The following is a 17,954-nucleotide window of genomic DNA, read 5'->3' on the forward strand; positions in this document are numbered from 1 at the left end:
GCTCGTTTGGCAACTTTAATTTGAGCAAGTATTAAGCCAAACTTAGATGTCAATAAAATCATTAGGTTATGAACCATCAGAACTGGATAAATACGCGATATGCCATAATGTGCGCTATTTGGCGGGAACGTCAAAATATCTCCCAAGACGGACGCACAGCTTAACAAGTCCACAACGAAGTGAACACCGACCCATTCCGGCCGAAAGGCATAACCAACTATCCGGACATTTCTTCACACTAACACCAGAACACTGTCGGCATAATAAATACGGCATCAAGGGTCTACACGACAATGTCCCGCAAGCACTGCTGGTATGGCGCTTTTGAAGCGAGTAAAAAGCCCTTGCTAAAATACGGCGAGCGGCAAACAAGATAGCAGCCCTCAAGCGGTCCATGTACAATGCCGCCCAATTCCTCACTGTAAGCTAATACTATGATAGATAAACAACAGCCCAAGCGCCATCGAGGTATCTACCTGCTGCCTAACCTGTTCACCACCGGCGCCATGTTCGCCGGTTTTTACGCCATCACCTCGGCCATCAATGGCCGATTTGAAAATGCGGCGATTGCGATGTTTATCGCTATGGTGCTCGATGGCCTGGACGGCCGCGTGGCCCGCCTGACCAACACCCAAAGCGAATTCGGCGTGCAATACGACAGCCTGTCCGACATGGTATCTTTTGGCGCGGCACCGGCCATTGTCATGTATCTGTGGACACTCTCCAGCATGGGTCAGGTCGGCCTGTTTGCCGCGTTCGTACACATGGCCGGCGGCGCGCTGCGGCTGGCTCGTTTCAACACCCAGGTGGAAGTGGCCGACAAGCGTTATTTCCAGGGCCTGCCCAGCCCTGCTGCGGCGGCTATTTTGGCGGGTGGCCTGTGGTTTTGTATCGAAAACGGTTACGAGGTAGAAAACTTCAAATACGTGGTACTGATTACCACCATTACCACCGGCCTGTTAATGGTCAGTAATTTCCGTTATTCCAGCTTCAAGGAACTCGATTTCAAGAACCGGGTACCGTTCATCGTTACGATATTGGCCATGCTGGCGATCAGCTTCGTGATGGCGCAACCTCAACGCATGTTGTTCCTGATTTCAGTCGGTTATGCCGCATCAGGACCGATTTTCACGCTGGTCATGCGCAAGAAACGATTGCAAAGCCGTAAGAGTCCCGAGTCATAGCCATGCATGACTGCAAGCTGCTAACACATGCGCTTGACAGTCTATGGGAAAAGTACCAAAAGCGCTTGGCAGACTGCCAACATGCAGCCGGCGAAGAAGCCGTGCACAAGCTGCGTATTGGCACCCGCCGCTTATTATCATTAATTGAATTACTTCAGGCGCTGACGCCACAACCGGCTTTACGCAAGCTACGCAAGGCTCTGAAAGCCCAACTGGACGGCTTTGACCAACTCCGCGACACCCAGGTGATGCTGTTGGAAATTTCCGGCGCATTGGACGCACTACCGGAACTTGCGCCTTTCCAACGGCACCTGCGACTCACCGAACAACGGCTAGTGGCTCAGACCCCGCTTATCATCGAAACCATACGCAGCAAAACACTGCATCGATTGCTGGAAAAAACCCGCAAACACCTGCTTGCCGAATTCGGCAAGTCCGAACTGAAACAACGGGTCATGAGCGTCATCGACAACACTTACCAGACCGCGCTGGAACGCTATCAAGCTATCGACTCCAGCCAACCGGCCACGATACACCGCTTGCGTATCGCCGTGAAAAAACTGCGCTATATGCTGGCATCGGCTCAAATGCTGCTGCCGGCCTTGCCGGAAAATCACCCGCGGCAATTGCAGGATTATCTAACTCTCATGGGCGAAATTCAGAATTCCCGCGTGTTCTTGAGTAGCCTAACTAGTTTTTTCGCCGACCAACCACCCGCATCCGTCCAAACGCATTATCAACAACGCCACCGGGCTCTACTGGATGTTTATATGAATAGGCGCGCCGAGCTCTTACGATTCTGGCGTTCCGAGCCAAATCAGGCCTTTCCATGGGAATTTTGAATGTCTATCGGGATTGACGGCCAAGCTAAACAGCGGGATACAATCGGCATTGCCGCTAACATCCAGACGACAACCGGCTATAAGATCGAAGCAACCTAGGATTAATGGCGGGCGTCAAGCATGGACTGAATTTTGACTGCCCACCAAGTAAAGGAAAATATTATTTTGAAAAACTCGATAAAAACCGAGTCGTTACCACTATCGTTTTCGGAGTGTAACGTCCTAATTATTTTTTATTAAAAAAATACACGTCGCCAAATTTACCTTTCAGGGTCATAGTTTTGTCGTCTTTTTCCACCAACGAAAATACGTCGAATTTATCCGACCGTCCCAAAATAGATATTTTTAACTTGCCGTCTTCCACTTCGTAATTGACGGGAGACTGGTCATAAAAAGTCCCTTCGCGCGGAATATGGGTAATGGTGACTTTGCCCCCCTTGAAATCCCAGGTATCTTCCCGCTTCAAAATTTCATTGCTGGCCATCGATTTTTTTGTATGATCCAGTTTCCATGCGCCCTGAATTTCATCCGCCGATTTCAAAGTAACATCCGCATAAGCAGCCGGAACAAACAAGGATAAACTCAACAAAACTGTCGCCACATTTATTTTTTTCATTATTATTCTCCTATTTTTAATTAGCACGTTTTGAATTCTACTCGCCCATATTGGATAATCAAAGGAAAGAAAATGGAATCAGGCCGATTTGCTAAATACCGCTGTTAACCCTCAAAAATTCGGCCATACCCGCATGGAATTCAACATCCAATAAGAGCTTAACCCGAGCCTGCTACATGAGAAAAATGCAAATATCTTTTTCAAAAGATCAATGCTTGCCCGGCTCCAACTTAACCCCTCGGCGTTCGTAAGTCACATAAGCTTGAATCGCAACCATTTTCGGGTCATCGGCCGCTAGCGGCTGGCCTTCCAGCGGATTACGCAAACACCAGTTGACCATTTCCCACAAAGGAATCACCTTACCGATTTGTTTCTGGAACTTGGGATAGGTTTCCGGATGGGTATTGGCGGCGTTGGGGTGGCATTGCGCACAGGCCACACCGTTGCTGCCCAGCGTCGGACTGGTCCATAATTCCCTACCCTGCTTGACGCTATCCATGAATTGCTGTTGCCAACGCTGCTCGTCGTCCGGCGTGAACTCATCGGCCCTTGTCGCCGCAGCGTGTAGCGTAATAACCGAAAGCACTATTAGAGAATATTTCGATGATTTCATAGTATTGCTCCTATCCCGATTAGTAGTGGCGTTGCGGGTTGATTCGCGCATTTTCCGCCTGATAATCCCTGTCCTGCGGCTGTTTTTTCAAATTATCGAAACGCACCACCCGGTCCGTGTTGTTGTACAAGGTAAAATTCAAATCGACGTTGCCATTGGCGACATTAATGAACTGCCAACCGGTAGCGTCTCGTTCGAAAAACGGATCGGCCCGGTTCATCGGCACCGTCAGTTTGGGCAGGTATTGCTCGGCTTGCGCGTAAGTCGATGGATAGGGCCAGGGCCAAGCGGTGGCCATCACCGAATTGAAGCTGATGTTGCCGATCTGGTTGTATTGAATCTGATGCACATGGCCGTAGATCACCGAAACCTTTTTATAGGGTTTCAGCAAGGCCTGAATCTGCTCGGCATCCTCGGTCCAGAAATTCCAGCCCTTATAGATTTTTTGCAGCGGCGAATGCGAGAACACCACGATCGGCACGGTCTTGGCGACCTTGTCCAAATCCTGTTTCAGCCACTTGCTCTGTTCGTCGCCAACCATGAACGGCGAGCCGTTGGGATTATCCAGCCCGGCCATTTCCAACATGCGTTGTTCCGCAGTCGGCCAACGTTTGTAAGTCCAGTCATCATAGGTACGAATGCTGTTCAGCACGATGAAATGCACGCCCTTATGGTCGAAACTGTAGTACTGCGGTCCGAACAGTTTTTCCCAATAGGCGCCAAGGTCGAGATAATAATCATGCTCACCCATCACATAACGCAACTTGTGACTCAAAGCGGACATGATCTCGGCGCCGTGATCCAGTTCCTCCTTGCTGCCAAGCTGAGCCAAATCGCCGCCGAACATGACGAAATCCGGTTTAGGCGTCAGCAGATTGGCCTCGGCCACGGCCCGTTTCAAGCCCATGTCCCAGTTTCTGACGAAGCGCGCGCCCTTGATGTGCTGGATATGGGCGTCGGATATATAGGCAAAGCTGAAATTCTGGCTGGGTTCGGCGAATGCCAACTCCACTAGGCTGATTGGCAAGGTACTTCCCAGCGCCAGAGCACCACCGGTTTTTAGGAACTGGCGGCGGCTACGATTAATGTTTTTCATGATGGTCTCCTTGCGTAGCGGCTACGGGACGGGGTTTAGCAAACTGTTCGCTGGTTAACGCATCCATAAACGCCACCAAATCGTCGATTTGCGCGTCGCTCAGATTCAACGGTCGAATGCCTCCGCTCAAAAATGCATTGACCTGGGCGTTGGCCGGCGTGACGCCGCCGTTGTTGTAATGGATTACCACCTCTTTCAAGGTTTTCAAGCTGCCGTCGTGCATGTACGGCGCCGTCAATGCAATATTGCGCAAGGTCGGGGTTTTGAAAGCACCCAAGTCATTAAAACCATCGGTCACCGCGAAACGCCCCAACTCGGACGATTTTTTGTCGGTCAGCACCATTTTGTCGACATCGCCGCCCTTGGCCTTGGCTTCCAGAAATGCCGGCGCCAGACGAGGCACGTCACCCTGAATCGCGTTGATACCCACGCCGATGTTATGAAAACGGCTGTCGCTAAACAAGGCATGATCCTGTTCTATGCTGTGGCAGGACACGCAACGGCCCTGCGCTAAAAACACTTGAAAGCCGCGATGCTGCTGTTCGGTCAACGCCGATTTATCGCCTTTAAAATAAAACCGGTCAAAAGCTGAATTGCCGGCGACGATGCTGCGCTCGAAACTGGCGATGGCTTTTGACACATGATCCATGCTCAGTTGCTCGCCGCCGGCGTTGAATACTTGTTTAAATGCCGCTTGATATTCCGGATCGCTCCGCACGATTTGTAGTATCGGTTCGTGATTGGCCAGACCGGCTTCGACCGGATTGACGAAGGGGCCTTTCGATTGACCTTCCAGATCCGGCTCGCGCCCATCCCAAAACTGGGATTTGTAAAACGCGGCGTTGATCACGGTCGGCGCATTGCGGGTGCCTCTCAGACCATGATGCCCGATCGATACCGGCAAGTTATCGGTAAAGCCTTTGTCGCCATCATGGCAGGACGAGCAACTGATGGTACCGTCGATCGAAAAACGCTTGTCGTGAAACAGCTTGTCGCCGAGGGCGATTTTAGCCGGAGTTTGCGGATTATTGGCGGGAACGGGAACGGGCGGAAGCCCCAGTAACGGATTGGAATCGCCGGCGTTGGTTGCTGGCGTGGCAACTGCCGCTGAGGATTGCTGACTATAAACCGCCTGGCTACAACTCAAGACAGCCGCGCTGAGCGTGATTAACAACAATGGGCGCATGATGGCCTCCTGGTATTGTTTGTATTTATTACAAATGACGACAAACCTGACGGTAAACACCTAGGTTTTAAGCTGACTCTCCTGAAAATATACGGTTTAGATGGTCGGAACTTTAGACCGGTTTGTGGATTAAGACAATCCCGAAATAGATCAAGCCACTTGCTGAATCAGCGGAAAAATCCGGATAGCCGCCAGGCCTGATCAAAGTTTACGTAAAAAATCCAGTTTGCTTTTGATCTTGATCTCCAATCCCCGCTCGACCGGCTGGTAATATCGCCGATTTTTCAGGGCTTCCGGAAAATAATTTTCGCCTGCGGCATAGGCGTTGGCCTCGTCATGTGCGTAGCGGTAGTCGGCGCCATGCCCCAACTCCTTCATCAGCTTAGTCGGTGCGTTGCGCAAATGTATCGGCACTTCCAACGAACCGCTGTTACGGGCATCGGCCATGGCCGCTTTATAAGCCACGTACACCGCGTTGCTTTTGGGCGCGCAAGCCAGGTAGACAACGGCCTGTGCCAGCGCTAATTCGCCTTCCGGGCTCCCCAGACGTTCGTAGGCATGGGCGGCATTCAAGGCCAGTTCCAGACCGCGCGGATCGGCGTTGCCAATGTCTTCCGAGGCCATCCGCACCACCCGGCGGGCGATATACAACGGGTCGCAACCGCCGTCCAGCATCCGGCAAAACCAGTACAAGGCCGCATCCGGATCGGTACCGCGCACCGATTTGTGCAGAGCCGAAATCTGATCGTAAAAAATATCGCCCCCCTTATCGAAACGGGCAGCGTGGCCTTGCAGCACTTCCTCCAGCACTTCTTGGTTGACAACTTCCCGGTCATCGACAATTTCCGCCAGATCGGCTGCAATTTGCAGGATATTCAAACAGCGGCGGGCATCGCCGTCGGCGGCCTTGGCGATCATTTCCAACACCTCCGCGCTGATCACCAGATTGTGATCGCCCAACCCACGTTGTTTATCGGTCAACGCGTTTTGCAGCAATGCCACCAGCGCCTCGGGCTCTATGCTGCGCATCACGTAGACCCTGAGCCGCGACAGCAATGCGTTATTCAGTTCGAACGACGGGTTTTCGGTGGTGGCGCCGAACAGGATGATGGCGCCGCTTTCGATCGGCGCCAGCAACGAATCCTGTTGGCTTTTGGAAAAACGGTGAATTTCGTCGATGAACACCACAGTATTCAGGTTGCGAGTCAACTTGACGTCTTCGGCTTCGGCGACCGCTGCGCGGATTTCCTTGACCCCAGCCATCACCGCCGACAACTCGATGAAATGGCAATGGGCACTGCTGGCGATGATCTTGGCCAACGTGGTTTTGCCGACACCGGGCGGGCCCCAGAACACCAGCGAATGCGGCGTGCCTTGTTCGATCGCGGCGCGCAATGACTTACCCTTGGCCAGCAAATGCTGCTGGCCGATGAATTCGTCCAATGTCGCCGGCCGCATTCTGGCCGCCAATGGCGCATCGGGCTGAGGTATAAATGTATGGGCTTTAGTCATGATCAAGTAAAACAGATAGGCAATAGCGCCATTTTTCATTAGAATTGCCGGCCATTTTATTGATTCTGACGCCGGATTGACATGGATTTAAAATTTTTAGATTTCGAACAGCCTATCGCCGAACTGCAAGCCAAGATCGAAGAACTGCGCAAGGTGGAGCTGGACAACAATTTCGATATTTCGGAAACCCTGAAACTGCTCGAACAAAAATGCGAAGGCCTGACCGAGAGCATTTTCAGCAACTTGTCGGATTGGCAGATTTCTCAACTATCCAGACATCCCGGCCGCCCCTACACGCTGGATTACATCGACCTGATATTTACCGATTTCCACGAACTGCATGGCGACCGGGCCTACGCCGATGATCCGGCCATCGTCTGTGGACTGGCACGCATGGACGGTCAACCTGTCGTCGTGATCGGCCATCAAAAAGGCCGCGACACCAAGGAAAAAATTTACCGCAATTTCGGCATGCCGCGCCCCGAAGGCTACCGCAAAGCCTTGCGGGTCATGAAACTGGCGGAGCGCTTCAAACTGCCCATCATCTGTTTGATCGACACCCCTGGCGCCTACCCCGGCATCGGCGCCGAGGAACGTGGTCAAAGCGAGGCGATTGCCCGCAACCTGTTCGAAATGTCCAAGCTGAAGACTCCGATCATCTGCACCGTCATCGGCGAGGGTGGCTCCGGCGGCGCGTTGGCGATCGGCGTCGGCGACCGTTTGTTGATGCTGGAGTACAGCACTTATGCGGTGATTTCACCGGAAGGTTGCGCCTCGATTCTGTGGAAAAGCGCCGACAAGGCCCAACTGGCCGCCGAAGCGATGGGCATTACTTCCGACCGGGTCCGTGAGCAAGGCTTTCTGGATGAAGTGGTACGGGAACCGGTCGGCGGCGGCCATCGCAACTTCGAAAAAGTTGCGATGAATCTACGCGAAGCGCTGTTGCGGCATCTGGACGAACTGAATCTGGAAGCGCAAAACCTGGATAAAATGCTGGAAAAACGCTATCAACGCATCATGCGTTTCGGGGCTTATATCGAAGAACCGGTTAAATAAGTTTCACCGCTTTAAGCACCCGAAAAGGCCGATTAACCCCGGCCTTTTTTATTGGACTAACCATGACCAAACTCAGCTACCATTCCATCGCCGACCTGATTCCGGCAACAACCGGAGAGCTGTTTATTGCCTACAGCGGCGGCATCGATTCGCACGTCTTGCTGCACTTGTGTGCCACGCAAACCGCCCTGAAAGCGAGAGTCGTCGCGGTTTACGTACATCACGGCCTGCAAGCCGTGGCCGACGACTGGGAAAAACACTGCCGCCAACAAGCCGACGCCTTGGGCATTGCCTTTCTATCGATTAACGTCAATGCCAAGGCAAGCCATGGCGAAAGCCCGGAGGCCGCCGCCCGTAACGCGCGCTATCAAGCCTTGCAGAACCTGTTGCAAACCGGCGACCTGTTATTGTTGGCCCAACACCGCGAAGACCAGATGGAAACCTTATTGTTGCAACTGTTTCGCGGCGCGGGCATACAAGGCCTGGCGGCCATGCCGGTTTCAACCGCGTTTGGCCTCGGCTACATGTTACGGCCACTCCTAAATGTCAGTAAAAGCGAAATTCGGAACTATGCCCGGCAACAGGCCCTGACATGGATCGAAGATCCGACCAACCAGCACAACGATTTCGACCGTAATTTTCTGCGTAACGAGATCGTGCCGTTATTAAAGCAACGCTGGCCGTCGCTGGATAAAACCGTGGCCCGTAGCGCCCGGCATTGCGCCGAAGCCGCCACATTACTGGAAACCTGGGGGCAAGAAGCATTTGGGCGGATATTCGATCCAACCGATAAAAGCCTGGCCATCGACAAACTCGGTGAGTTCGATAGCGAACAACGTAATTGGCTATTACGGCATTGGCTTGACCTATTAGGTTTAAAGCCGCCCAGCCAAGCACTATTGCAGTCTATCAATCAGCAACTGATAGCAGCCCGCGAAGACGCCAATCCGCGGATTTTCACCCAAGCCCATTATTTAAAAAAATACCGGCAGCGGTTGTTTTGCCTAAGCGAAAACCGTCTGCGTAAACTACAGGGCTGCCAGGAATGGAACCCGGAAATACCCACTTTAACACTGTCGAACGGCTACCTGCTGACTCGGGCAACTGCCTCCGCCGGCATCGATAAACGAATCTGGCATGCAGCCAAAATCACTATCAAACCGCGTAGCGGCGGAGAAAAGCTCAAGCTGCCAGGCCGAAGTGGTCAACATGACTTGAAAAAACTGTTTCAGGAAGCCGGCATTCCACCCTGGGAACGGGAAATCCGGCCGTTGCTTTATCTGAATGATAGGTTGGCGGCGGCTGCGGGCCTGTGGGTCGCGGAATGGGCCTGGACCCGCGCCGACGACACTTGTTATCAGCTCTATTGGCAGCCGCCTGAAAGCGTGTGATGATTAGCGCTGCAACAATTTCCGGAGGTGGATGATGTTGATGGTTCCCGAGATACTTCAAGTAGTGATCGTCGGTTTGATGATCCTGATACCGACTATCCTGATCTACAAAAAAGCCGGCTTGAACCCGGCCTGGGCAGCATTGGTGTTCCTGCCCGGCTTCGGTTTATTGATCATCTTTTTGCAACTGGCCTTTCTACCCTGGCCCAATGCCAAACAGGAGCGGTGATCATGATGCTGTTTTATTTATTGGCTCCGCTGTTTGTCCTGTTCGTGTTATGGCTGGGCTACAAAATCCTGCTGAAAGCCGGTCTCGATGGCTGGTGGGCCTTAGTCTTGCTGGTGCCGGTGGTGAATATCGTGATGATTTGGGTATTTGCCTTTAGCCGATGGCCCAATTTGCGCGGCGGCACCGACCGGGATTTATAAAACCAAGCCCTCCGCACCAACCCGGCACTGAATTAAAACGGCAAGCCGGCCGCAAAACTGTTAAAATTTGGGCCTTTTCCGACCCCTTGCTATTCGCTAAACAGGGCGCATAACATTCATGACAAAATTCATTTTTATCACCGGCGGCGTGGTGTCATCCTTGGGAAAGGGCATCGCAGCTTCTTCCTTGGCGGCGATTCTCGAAGATCGCGGCCTCAAAGTCACTCTCACCAAACTAGACCCCTACATCAATGTCGATCCCGGCACCATGAGCCCGTTTCAACACGGCGAGGTGTTCGTGACCGAGGACGGCGCCGAAACCGACCTGGATCTGGGCCATTACGAACGGTTTTTGAAAACCACGATGGCCAAGAAAAACAACTTTACCACCGGCCAGGTTTACGAGCAGGTTCTGCGCAATGAGCGCAAGGGCGACTATCTGGGCGCGACCGTGCAGGTCATCCCGCATATCACCGATGAAATCAAGCGCCGGGTTTACGCCAGCGCCGAAGGCAAGGACGTGGCACTGATCGAAGTCGGCGGCACGGTCGGCGACATCGAGTCGTTGCCGTTTCTGGAATCGATCCGTCAAATGGGCGTGGAACTGGGCCGCGATCGGGCCTTGTTCATTCATTTGACGCTAGTGCCGTATATCAAGTCGGCCGGCGAGCTGAAAACCAAGCCCACTCAGCATTCGGTCAAGGAACTGCGCACTATCGGCATTCAACCGGACATCCTGATTTGCCGTTCCGAGCAACCGATTCCGGCCAGCGAACGCCGCAAGATCGCCTTGTTCACCAATGTCAACGAAAAGGCCGTCATCTCCGCAATCGACGCCGACACCATTTATCGCATCCCGCTGTTGCTGCGCGAACAGGGACTGGACGATATTGTGGTTGCACAATTACGCCTGGATGTGCCGCCCGCCGATTTGTCGGCTTGGGAGAAAGTGGTCGAAGGCCTGACCCACCCGACCGACGAGGTCAATATCGCCATCGTCGGCAAATATGTCGACCACACCGATGCCTATAAATCGTTGAACGAAGCCTTGATTCATGCCGGCATTCACACCCGGCATAAAGTCCAGATCACCTACATCGATTCCGAAACCATCGAAGCCGAAGGCACCGCCCAACTGAAAGACGTCGACGCGATCCTGGTACCCGGCGGTTTCGGCGAGCGCGGCGTCGAAGGCAAAATTTCCACCGTGCGTTTCGCCCGCGAAAATAAGATTCCTTATCTGGGCATTTGTTTAGGCATGCAGTCGGCGGTCATTGAATTTGCCCGGAATGTCGTTGGCCTGGAAGGCGCGCACAGCACCGAGTTTCTGCCCAAAAGCCCTCATCCCGTAATCGGTTTGATCACGGAATGGATGGATGAAGCCGGTGAAGTCGTAACACGCGACGAAGACTCCGATATCGGCGGCACCATGCGCCTGGGCGCGCAAAAATGCCGATTAAAAGCCGATTCATTGGCTTTCGATCTGTATCAAAAAGACGTGATTACCGAACGCCATCGTCACCGCTACGAGTTCAACAATCAATATCTAAAACAACTGGAAGCCGCCGGCATGCGCTTTTCCGGCAAATCGATGGACGGCCGCTTGGTGGAAATCATCGAACTACCGGACCATCCATGGTTCCTGGCCTGCCAGTTCCACCCCGAATTTACCTCGACACCGCGCAACGGCCATAAGTTGTTTTCCGGCTTTGTCGAAGCGGCCGCCAAACACAAAAAGCAAGGTTAAGCATGCACTTATGTAATTTCGAAGTCGGCCTGGATCGACCGTTTTTCCTGATCGCCGGCACCTGCGTGATCGAAAGCGAACAAATGACACTCGATACCGCCGGCAAATTGAAGGAAATCGCCGACCAGTTGAACATTCCGTTCATTTACAAATCCTCGTTCGACAAAGCCAACCGTTCGTCGATGAGCAGCTTTCGCGGCTTGGGCCTGGAAACCGGCTTACAAATTCTGGAAAAGGTTAAACAGCAACTGAATGTGCCGGTGCTAACCGATGTCCACGAAGACACGCCGCTAGCGGAAGTCGCGTCGATCGTCGACGTCTTGCAAACCCCTGCTTTCCTGTGCCGGCAGACCAATTTTATCCAAAGTGTCGCCGCTCAGGGTAAACCGGTCAACATCAAGAAAGGCCAGTTCATGGCGCCCTGGGACATGAGCAACGTCGTCGCCAAGGCCAAAGCCACCGGCAACGACAAAATCATGGTTTGCGAGCGCGGCGTCTCGTTCGGCTACAACAATCTGGTGTCCGACATGCGTTCGTTGGCGGTGATGCGCGACACCCAGTGTCCGGTCGTGTTCGACGCAACCCACTCGGTGCAGTTACCGGGCGGCCAGGGCAGTTGCTCCGGCGGCCAACGCGAGCATGTGCCGGTATTGGCGCGGGCGGCAATGGCGGCGGGTATCGCCGGCCTGTTCATGGAAACCCATCCGAAACCGGAAGAGGCACTCAGCGACGGCCCTAACTCCTGGCCGCTGCATCGCATGAAAGAGCTGCTGGAAACACTGATGACGATTGACCGTGCGGTAAAAGCAGCGCCGTTTATCGAAACCACCCTAAAATAAAATTACAACTTATCCATCAATCCACGGAGCATTTGAAGATCATGAGAATCGTTGATGTAAAAGCTAGAGAAATTCTGGATTCACGCGGCAACCCTAGCGTCGAAGCTGAAGTCTATTTGGATTCCGGCGTTGTCGGCACTGCCATGGTGCCGTCGGGCGCATCCACCGGTGAACGCGAAGCCATCGAATTGCGCGACGGCGACAAATCCCGCTACCTGGGCAAGGGCGTATTGACCGCGGTCAATAATGTCAACACCGCATTGCGTGAAGCCGTGATTGGTATGGACGCCAGCAAGCAAGCCGAACTGGATCAAAAAATGATCGACCTGGACGGCACCAACGCGAAAAGCAAGCTGGGCGCCAACGCCATTCTCGGTGTATCGATGGCCGCCGCCCGCGCCGCCGCTCAAGAAGCCGGCAAACCGCTGTATCAATTTATGAACACCAGCGGCGAATTCGTGTTGCCGGTGCCGATGATGAACATCATCAACGGCGGTTCGCACGCCGACAACAGCGTCGACTTGCAGGAATTCATGATCCTGCCGGTCGGCGCGCCGACTTTCCGCGAAGCGATCCGTTACGGCGCGGAAGTGTTCCACAACCTGGCTAAAGTTCTGAAATCCAAGGGCCTGGCAACCACCGTCGGCGACGAAGGCGGTTTCGCGCCTAACCTGTCTTCCAACGAAGAAGCCATCGAAGTGATCCTGGAAGCGATCGAAAAAGCCGGTTACAAAGCCGGTCAAGACATCTATTTGGGCATGGACGCGGCTAGTTCCGAATACTACAAAGACGGCAAATATGTGTTGTCGGCGGAAAACCGTAGCTTCAACTCCGAAGAAATGACCGACTTCTTCGTCAACTGGGTCGACAAATATCCCATCATCTCGATCGAAGACGGTCTGGACCAAAACGACTGGGCCGGCTGGAAATATCACACCGAAAAGTTGGGTGGCCGCATTCAATTGGTCGGCGACGATTTGTTCGTGACCAATCCAGCGATCCTGAAAGAAGGCATCGAAAAAGGCATTGCTAACTCTATCCTGATCAAAGTCAACCAAATCGGCACTCTGACCGAAACATTGGAAGCGATCAGCATGGCGAGAGCGGCCGGTTACAGCGCGGTAGTTTCACACCGTTCCGGCGAAACCGAAGACACCACCATTGCAGATCTAGTGGTTGCTACCGGCACCGGCCAAATCAAGACCGGTTCATTGAGCCGTTCCGACCGTGTCGCCAAATACAACCGTCTGATGAAAATCGAAGACGAGTTGGGCGCAAAAGCCAGATACGCCGGCCGTAGCGCGTTCAAAATGCTGGGTTAATTATAAAAACTCGGCTGGATTGGCGTTTCGGCGCCAATTCAGCCATCGCGTTTTTGTAGGGTCGAATTTCCTGCCTGTTGGGTATTCGACCCAACATCGACAATTTGCAAATCGAGAAACCGCCATTAAATCGCTGATTGCCATCATCATTGCTCTGATTATTCACTTCCAGTACCGGTTGTGGTTTGGAGATGCCAGCGTGTCACAAATCAGCCAATATCATGAACGATTGGACGAATTAAACAAAGAAGTACAGGAAAAAAAAGAGCGCAATGATGCGCTGTATGCCGAGGTACTGGATTTACGCCGCGGCCTGGAAACCATCGAAGAGCGCGCCCGTTACGAGCTGGGCATGATCAAGGAAAACGAAACTTTTTTTCAAGTGCTTGAGTAGCCAATTGAGATATTTCGCTTGAAGAAATTTAACAAGCTTTGGTTATTATTGGTGATCCCAGCCTGTCTGATGTTGGCTGTAGTAGCTGGGATATTTATGATTAGTTTCGATCACAAAAGCAACGTAGCCGAAGCAATTCTTTTTGATACAAAAGATGACGCTCTACGCGACAAAATACTCTTATCCGCAATAACTACCCATTTCCCAATTGGTTCCGATTTTGAAAACGTTCGATCATTTGTTGAAAAGCTAGACGGACACTGTGAAAACCGTACAACTGGATTAATTGATTGCTCGATAGGTCTTGCTGCAACTGTTTGTGTATCAACAACTCTTCATATTTTGGCAAATGTTTCTGCTGACGGGACAATATCGAATATCTCTGCCGAATCGAGATTTATGGCATGCTAAAAGTGCATGCAACATAGATAACAATAAAATCTAAAGTTCGTACTTCTAATGAATGAGTTAAGTAGAAAATCAACTCAATGCTGGGCAGTAGTCCCGGCAGCCGGCGTCGGCAAACGCATGCAAGCCGACCGCCCCAAACAATATTTGCCGCTGGCCGGCAAAACCGTCATCGAACACACACTGGCGCGCCTGCTTCAGTCCGGCGCCTTTCAGGCCGTGGCCGTGGCAATTTCCGTCGAAGATCCGTACTGGCCGGAGTTGGAAGTTTCCAACCATCCCGATGTGATCACCGCCCCTGGCGGCAAGGAGCGCGCCGATTCGGTGCTTTCAGCCCTGAAAGCCTTACAGGGCAAAGCGGCCGAAAACGACTGGGTGCTGGTACACGATGCCGCCCGCCCCTGCCTGACTGTATCCGACATCCATCTGCAGATCGACACCTTAAAAAACGACACAGTTGGCGGCATTCTGGCCCTGTCATCGCACGACACCCTGAAACACGTCGACGGCAACACCATCACCGCAACGATCGACCGCAAACACATCTGGCGGGCGCTGACGCCGCAAATGTTCAAATACGGCATGCTGCGCGATGCGCTGCAACAAACCGAAGGCAATCCGGCCGTGACCGACGAAGCCAGTGCATTGGAACTGCTGGGCTACAAGCCTAAGATCGTCGAAGGCCGCCCGGACAACATCAAAATCACCCGGCCCGAAGATCTGGCGCTGGCGCAATTCTATATGGAGCAACATGCATGATTCGAGTCGGCCAAGGTTACGACGTCCACCGTTTCAACGACGGCGACCACATCATTCTAGGCGGGGTGACCATCCCCTACGAAAAAGGCCTGGAAGCCCATTCCGACGGCGACGTGGTGCTGCATGCATTGGCCGATGCCATCCTGGGCGCGGCAGCGCTGGGCGACATCGGCAAGCACTTCCCGGATACCGATCCCGAATTCAAGGGCGCCGACAGCCGAGTGCTGTTGCGCCACGTCTATAAAATCGTTCAGGAAAAAGGCTATAAACTAATCAACGCCGACGTCACCATCATCGCCCAAGCACCGAAAATGCTGCCGCATGTACCGGCCATGCGCGCCAATATCGCCGCCGATTTAAAGGTCGACGTCGATTTCATCAACGTCAAAGCCACCACCACCGAGAAACTCGGCTTCGAAGGCCGCAAGGAAGGCATCGCCGTGCAGGCGGTGGTGTTGATAGAGAAATAATCAGTGACGGATTTTAGCTTGCCAATCTGGCCCTACGCCTACGGCGGCCCGACCGGCCACGGTGACATCAAGACCTTCCCTAACGATTTCATCGTCGAGGAATTCCTGTCGTTCGCGCCGGAAGGCAGCGGCGAGCACGTATTTCTGCATATCGAAAAGGTCGGCGAAAACACCGAATACGTCGCCCGCCTGCTAGCTCGCCATGCCGGTGTCCGCCAGCGCGACGTCAGCTATGCAGGTATGAAGGACAGGCACGGCCGCACCCGGCAATGGTTCAGCGTCTGGCTGCCCGGCAAGCAAGATATCGATTGGAGTGGCATAGAATCCGACCATCTGAAGATTCTGCAATCGGTCAGGCACGCTCGCAAACTCAAGCGCGGCGTGCTGGCCGGCAACCGCTTCACGTTAACGATCCGCAATTGGCAGGGCGACCGCGATGTTGCCGAACAACAGCTCCAACAAATCCAACAACACGGCTTTCCCAATTACTTCGGCGAACAGCGTTTCGGCCATCAAGGCCGCAATATCGAGAAAGCCTTGGCAATGTTTCAAGGCGGTAAGGTCAAGCGCGAACAGCGGTCGATTTATCTGTCGGCGGTGCGTTCTTATCTGTTCAATCTGATCTTGGCCGAACGGGTAAAAGCGCAAACCTGGAATAAAGTGCTGCCGGGCGATGTGTTCAAGCTGAACAAAACCAACAGCTATTTCCATGCGGAAGCCATCGATCAAGCCTTGCTCGACCGTCTGGAGTCCGGAGACATACATGCCACCGGCGCACTATGGGGCAAGGGCGATAGCGGCGTTACAACTACAATGCTGGCGTTGGAACGACAAATTATTGAAGCTTACCCGGAGTTGGCGGATGGTCTGCTGAAAGCCGATCTGGAAGCCGACCGCCGCGCCTTACGGATCATTCCGGAAAACCTGGCCTGGCAATTCGAGCCCGACGAAAATTTACGCCTGTCATTCGGCTTACCCGCCGGCAGCTATGCCACCGCCCTGCTGCGGGAAATTGTCCAAACATCATCGGTTTAGGCTTTACCCTTATGACTATCAAACAAGCCACTGCATTGCATCCGGCTCCACTCCGAGACGACCAACGTCCACTCACGCACCAGAGTTTTGCTCAGTTTGTTTTGCCTTTCTACGCCAAAAATAAACCATGGCACCCAAAGCGATTAATGCCAATACAACGAGCATAGATCGGGATTCCATGGCTTGAGCCGACTGGTTTGCTGCCTTAAATTTAAATTTGACCAACACGCCCACGCTTGGGTCGCTAATGTCAATCGCGACGGATTTTTCCGCCAGATTTAACAATTGCAGTTCCGAACCATCGAAAGGTTTGATATTCCGGGTATCCTTGCCGGCCTGACTCACGACCAAGCTATTTTCGCTTAATTGGGCTTGGCTCAACTGCCGGGCGATTTCCGCTTCCAGTTCACGGGTGGTTTTGCCGTCGGTTTTAATTTGAATCGGCTTTTGCTGATCCAACCTGATTTCGATCTCACCCTGAGAGGCGGTTTTAGGTTTTTGGCCGGAGAACTTGTCCAAGTATTCCACGTCGGCCGCCAGCACCAAATCGATAGCCAGTTGTACTCCCGCCGCATTAAAGCTTTTGTCGACCAGATCGAAACTCAAGGCCTGGTTGGTGTAATCCCTAACCACAACCGACGTTAATGCATATCCGGCCTTGTTGCTTAGGATCAATTCCGCTAGCTCTTGCGGCTGGTCAATGACAAGGCCGCGCCAATTCGGGTCCAGTTGAATCATGCCGTCTTTCATCGAAGTCACCAGTTTTTTGGTGATTTTGGCGGCGGAAGCCGACTCATCCATTTTATTGGCATCCAAGAAACTCATGCCGGTCGAGTGGTACAACTTACCTTCATCTTGCCGCCACTCCGCCGTGTAGGAAAACAAGGACTCGCCGGCTTTCTTGGGCAAGCTGGTATGCATTCGCAATTTATCCTGATCGGCCGGTGTGTTTGCCGCCTGGGCGGTCTGGATTGAAACGCCGGCTGAAAATAATGCGAAAGCGAGAGAAAGGGGAGTGATGAGCTTCATGACGAATCCGGCTAATAAATAAGACA

Annotated in this window: 20 protein-coding genes; 14 read left to right on the forward strand and 6 right to left on the reverse strand. The window is 53.0% G+C overall.

Going from position 1 to position 17,954, the window contains the following annotated elements; all coding sequences use genetic code 11:
- Positions 1-434: 434 nt before the first annotated feature.
- Both pssA and IVG45_RS11435 read left to right on the forward strand, forming a co-directional pair.
- Positions 435-1,184: a CDP-diacylglycerol--serine O-phosphatidyltransferase gene (pssA, locus tag IVG45_RS11430; protein WP_196433977.1), complete on the forward strand. Its 750-nt coding sequence runs from the start codon at positions 435-437 to the stop codon at positions 1,182-1,184.
- A gap of 2 nt (positions 1,185-1,186) precedes the next feature.
- Positions 1,187-2,026 carry a CHAD domain-containing protein gene (locus IVG45_RS11435; protein ID WP_196433978.1) on the forward strand — a complete coding sequence of 280 codons (840 nt, stop codon included), beginning with the start codon at positions 1,187-1,189 and terminating at the stop codon, positions 2,024-2,026.
- Between the two features lie 226 nt (positions 2,027-2,252).
- Here the strand turns inward: IVG45_RS11435 and IVG45_RS11440 are convergent, their stop codons facing one another.
- The 5 genes from IVG45_RS11440 to IVG45_RS11460 all read right to left on the reverse strand — a co-directional run bounded on the left by IVG45_RS11440 (position 2,253) and on the right by IVG45_RS11460 (position 7,049).
- Entirely contained in the window at positions 2,253-2,642 is a 390-nt protein-coding gene (locus tag IVG45_RS11440) for a hypothetical protein (protein ID WP_196433979.1), read from the reverse strand.
- Positions 2,643-2,850: 208 nt separating this feature from the next.
- Entirely contained in the window at positions 2,851-3,255 is a 405-nt protein-coding gene (locus IVG45_RS11445) for a cytochrome C (RefSeq protein WP_196433980.1), read from the reverse strand.
- Between the two features lie 19 nt (positions 3,256-3,274).
- Positions 3,275-4,351, reverse strand: a complete 1,077-nt coding sequence (locus tag IVG45_RS11450) for a metallophosphoesterase (protein WP_196433981.1) — start codon at positions 4,349-4,351, stop codon at positions 3,275-3,277.
- Positions 4,338-5,537 carry a cytochrome-c peroxidase gene (locus IVG45_RS11455; protein WP_196433982.1) on the reverse strand — a complete coding sequence of 400 codons (1,200 nt, stop codon included), beginning with the start codon at positions 5,535-5,537 and terminating at the stop codon, positions 4,338-4,340. Before IVG45_RS11455 ends, IVG45_RS11450 begins: the two co-directional genes overlap by 14 nt.
- 201 nt (positions 5,538-5,738) lie before the next feature.
- Positions 5,739-7,049, reverse strand: a complete 1,311-nt coding sequence (locus IVG45_RS11460) for a replication-associated recombination protein A (RefSeq protein WP_196437997.1) — start codon at positions 7,047-7,049, stop codon at positions 5,739-5,741.
- Positions 7,050-7,130: 81 nt separating this feature from the next.
- On the opposite strand from IVG45_RS11460, the gene accA reads away from it, so the two are divergent.
- The 12 genes from accA to truD all read left to right on the forward strand — a co-directional run bounded on the left by accA (position 7,131) and on the right by truD (position 16,899).
- Positions 7,131-8,105: an acetyl-CoA carboxylase carboxyl transferase subunit alpha gene (accA, locus tag IVG45_RS11465; protein ID WP_196433983.1), complete on the forward strand. Its 975-nt coding sequence runs from the start codon at positions 7,131-7,133 to the stop codon at positions 8,103-8,105.
- A gap of 62 nt (positions 8,106-8,167) precedes the next feature.
- Positions 8,168-9,496 (forward strand): tRNA lysidine(34) synthetase TilS, encoded by a 1,329-nt coding sequence (gene tilS / locus IVG45_RS11470; RefSeq protein WP_196433984.1) that lies wholly within the window; start codon positions 8,168-8,170, stop codon positions 9,494-9,496.
- A 34-nt stretch (positions 9,497-9,530) separates the two neighbouring features.
- The gene (locus tag IVG45_RS11475) at positions 9,531-9,725 is read left to right on the forward strand and encodes a hypothetical protein (RefSeq protein WP_196437998.1); all 195 of its coding nucleotides are present in this window, start codon (positions 9,531-9,533) and stop codon (positions 9,723-9,725) included.
- A gap of 2 nt (positions 9,726-9,727) precedes the next feature.
- A complete protein-coding gene (locus IVG45_RS11480) occupies positions 9,728-9,925 on the forward strand; it encodes a hypothetical protein (protein WP_196433985.1) in 198 nt (65 codons plus the stop codon).
- A 118-nt stretch (positions 9,926-10,043) separates the two neighbouring features.
- Positions 10,044-11,672 carry a CTP synthase gene (locus IVG45_RS11485; RefSeq protein WP_196433986.1) on the forward strand — a complete coding sequence of 543 codons (1,629 nt, stop codon included), beginning with the start codon at positions 10,044-10,046 and terminating at the stop codon, positions 11,670-11,672.
- Positions 11,673-11,674: 2 nt separating this feature from the next.
- The gene (kdsA, locus tag IVG45_RS11490; protein WP_196433987.1) at positions 11,675-12,511 is read left to right on the forward strand and encodes a 3-deoxy-8-phosphooctulonate synthase; all 837 of its coding nucleotides are present in this window, start codon (positions 11,675-11,677) and stop codon (positions 12,509-12,511) included.
- Between the two features lie 38 nt (positions 12,512-12,549).
- Positions 12,550-13,833, forward strand: coding sequence for a phosphopyruvate hydratase (gene eno / locus IVG45_RS11495; protein ID WP_196437999.1), 1,284 nt, complete (start codon positions 12,550-12,552; stop codon positions 13,831-13,833).
- Positions 13,834-14,032: 199 nt separating this feature from the next.
- Entirely contained in the window at positions 14,033-14,227 is a 195-nt protein-coding gene (locus tag IVG45_RS11500) for a septum formation initiator family protein (RefSeq protein WP_330165355.1), read from the forward strand.
- Positions 14,228-14,245: 18 nt separating this feature from the next.
- A complete protein-coding gene (locus IVG45_RS11505; RefSeq protein ID WP_196433988.1) occupies positions 14,246-14,638 on the forward strand; it encodes a hypothetical protein in 393 nt (130 codons plus the stop codon).
- Between the two features lie 48 nt (positions 14,639-14,686).
- On the forward strand, positions 14,687-15,394 hold the full coding sequence (gene ispD / locus IVG45_RS11510) for a 2-C-methyl-D-erythritol 4-phosphate cytidylyltransferase (RefSeq protein WP_196433989.1): 708 nt from the start codon (positions 14,687-14,689) through the stop codon (positions 15,392-15,394).
- Positions 15,391-15,864 (forward strand): 2-C-methyl-D-erythritol 2,4-cyclodiphosphate synthase, encoded by a 474-nt coding sequence (gene ispF, locus IVG45_RS11515; protein ID WP_196433990.1) that lies wholly within the window; start codon positions 15,391-15,393, stop codon positions 15,862-15,864. Before ispD ends, ispF begins: the two co-directional genes overlap by 4 nt.
- Positions 15,865-15,867: 3 nt before the next feature.
- Positions 15,868-16,899, forward strand: coding sequence for a tRNA pseudouridine(13) synthase TruD (gene truD, locus IVG45_RS11520; RefSeq protein ID WP_196433991.1), 1,032 nt, complete (start codon positions 15,868-15,870; stop codon positions 16,897-16,899).
- A gap of 72 nt (positions 16,900-16,971) precedes the next feature.
- Here truD and IVG45_RS11525 read toward each other — a convergent pair whose 3' ends face one another.
- Positions 16,972-17,928 carry a hypothetical protein gene (locus tag IVG45_RS11525; protein ID WP_196433992.1) on the reverse strand — a complete coding sequence of 319 codons (957 nt, stop codon included), beginning with the start codon at positions 17,926-17,928 and terminating at the stop codon, positions 16,972-16,974.
- Between the last annotated feature and the right edge of the window lie 26 nt (positions 17,929-17,954).

It is taken from the genome of Methylomonas sp. LL1, from assembly GCF_015711015.1.
Lineage (GTDB): Bacteria > Pseudomonadota > Gammaproteobacteria > Methylococcales > Methylomonadaceae > Methylomonas.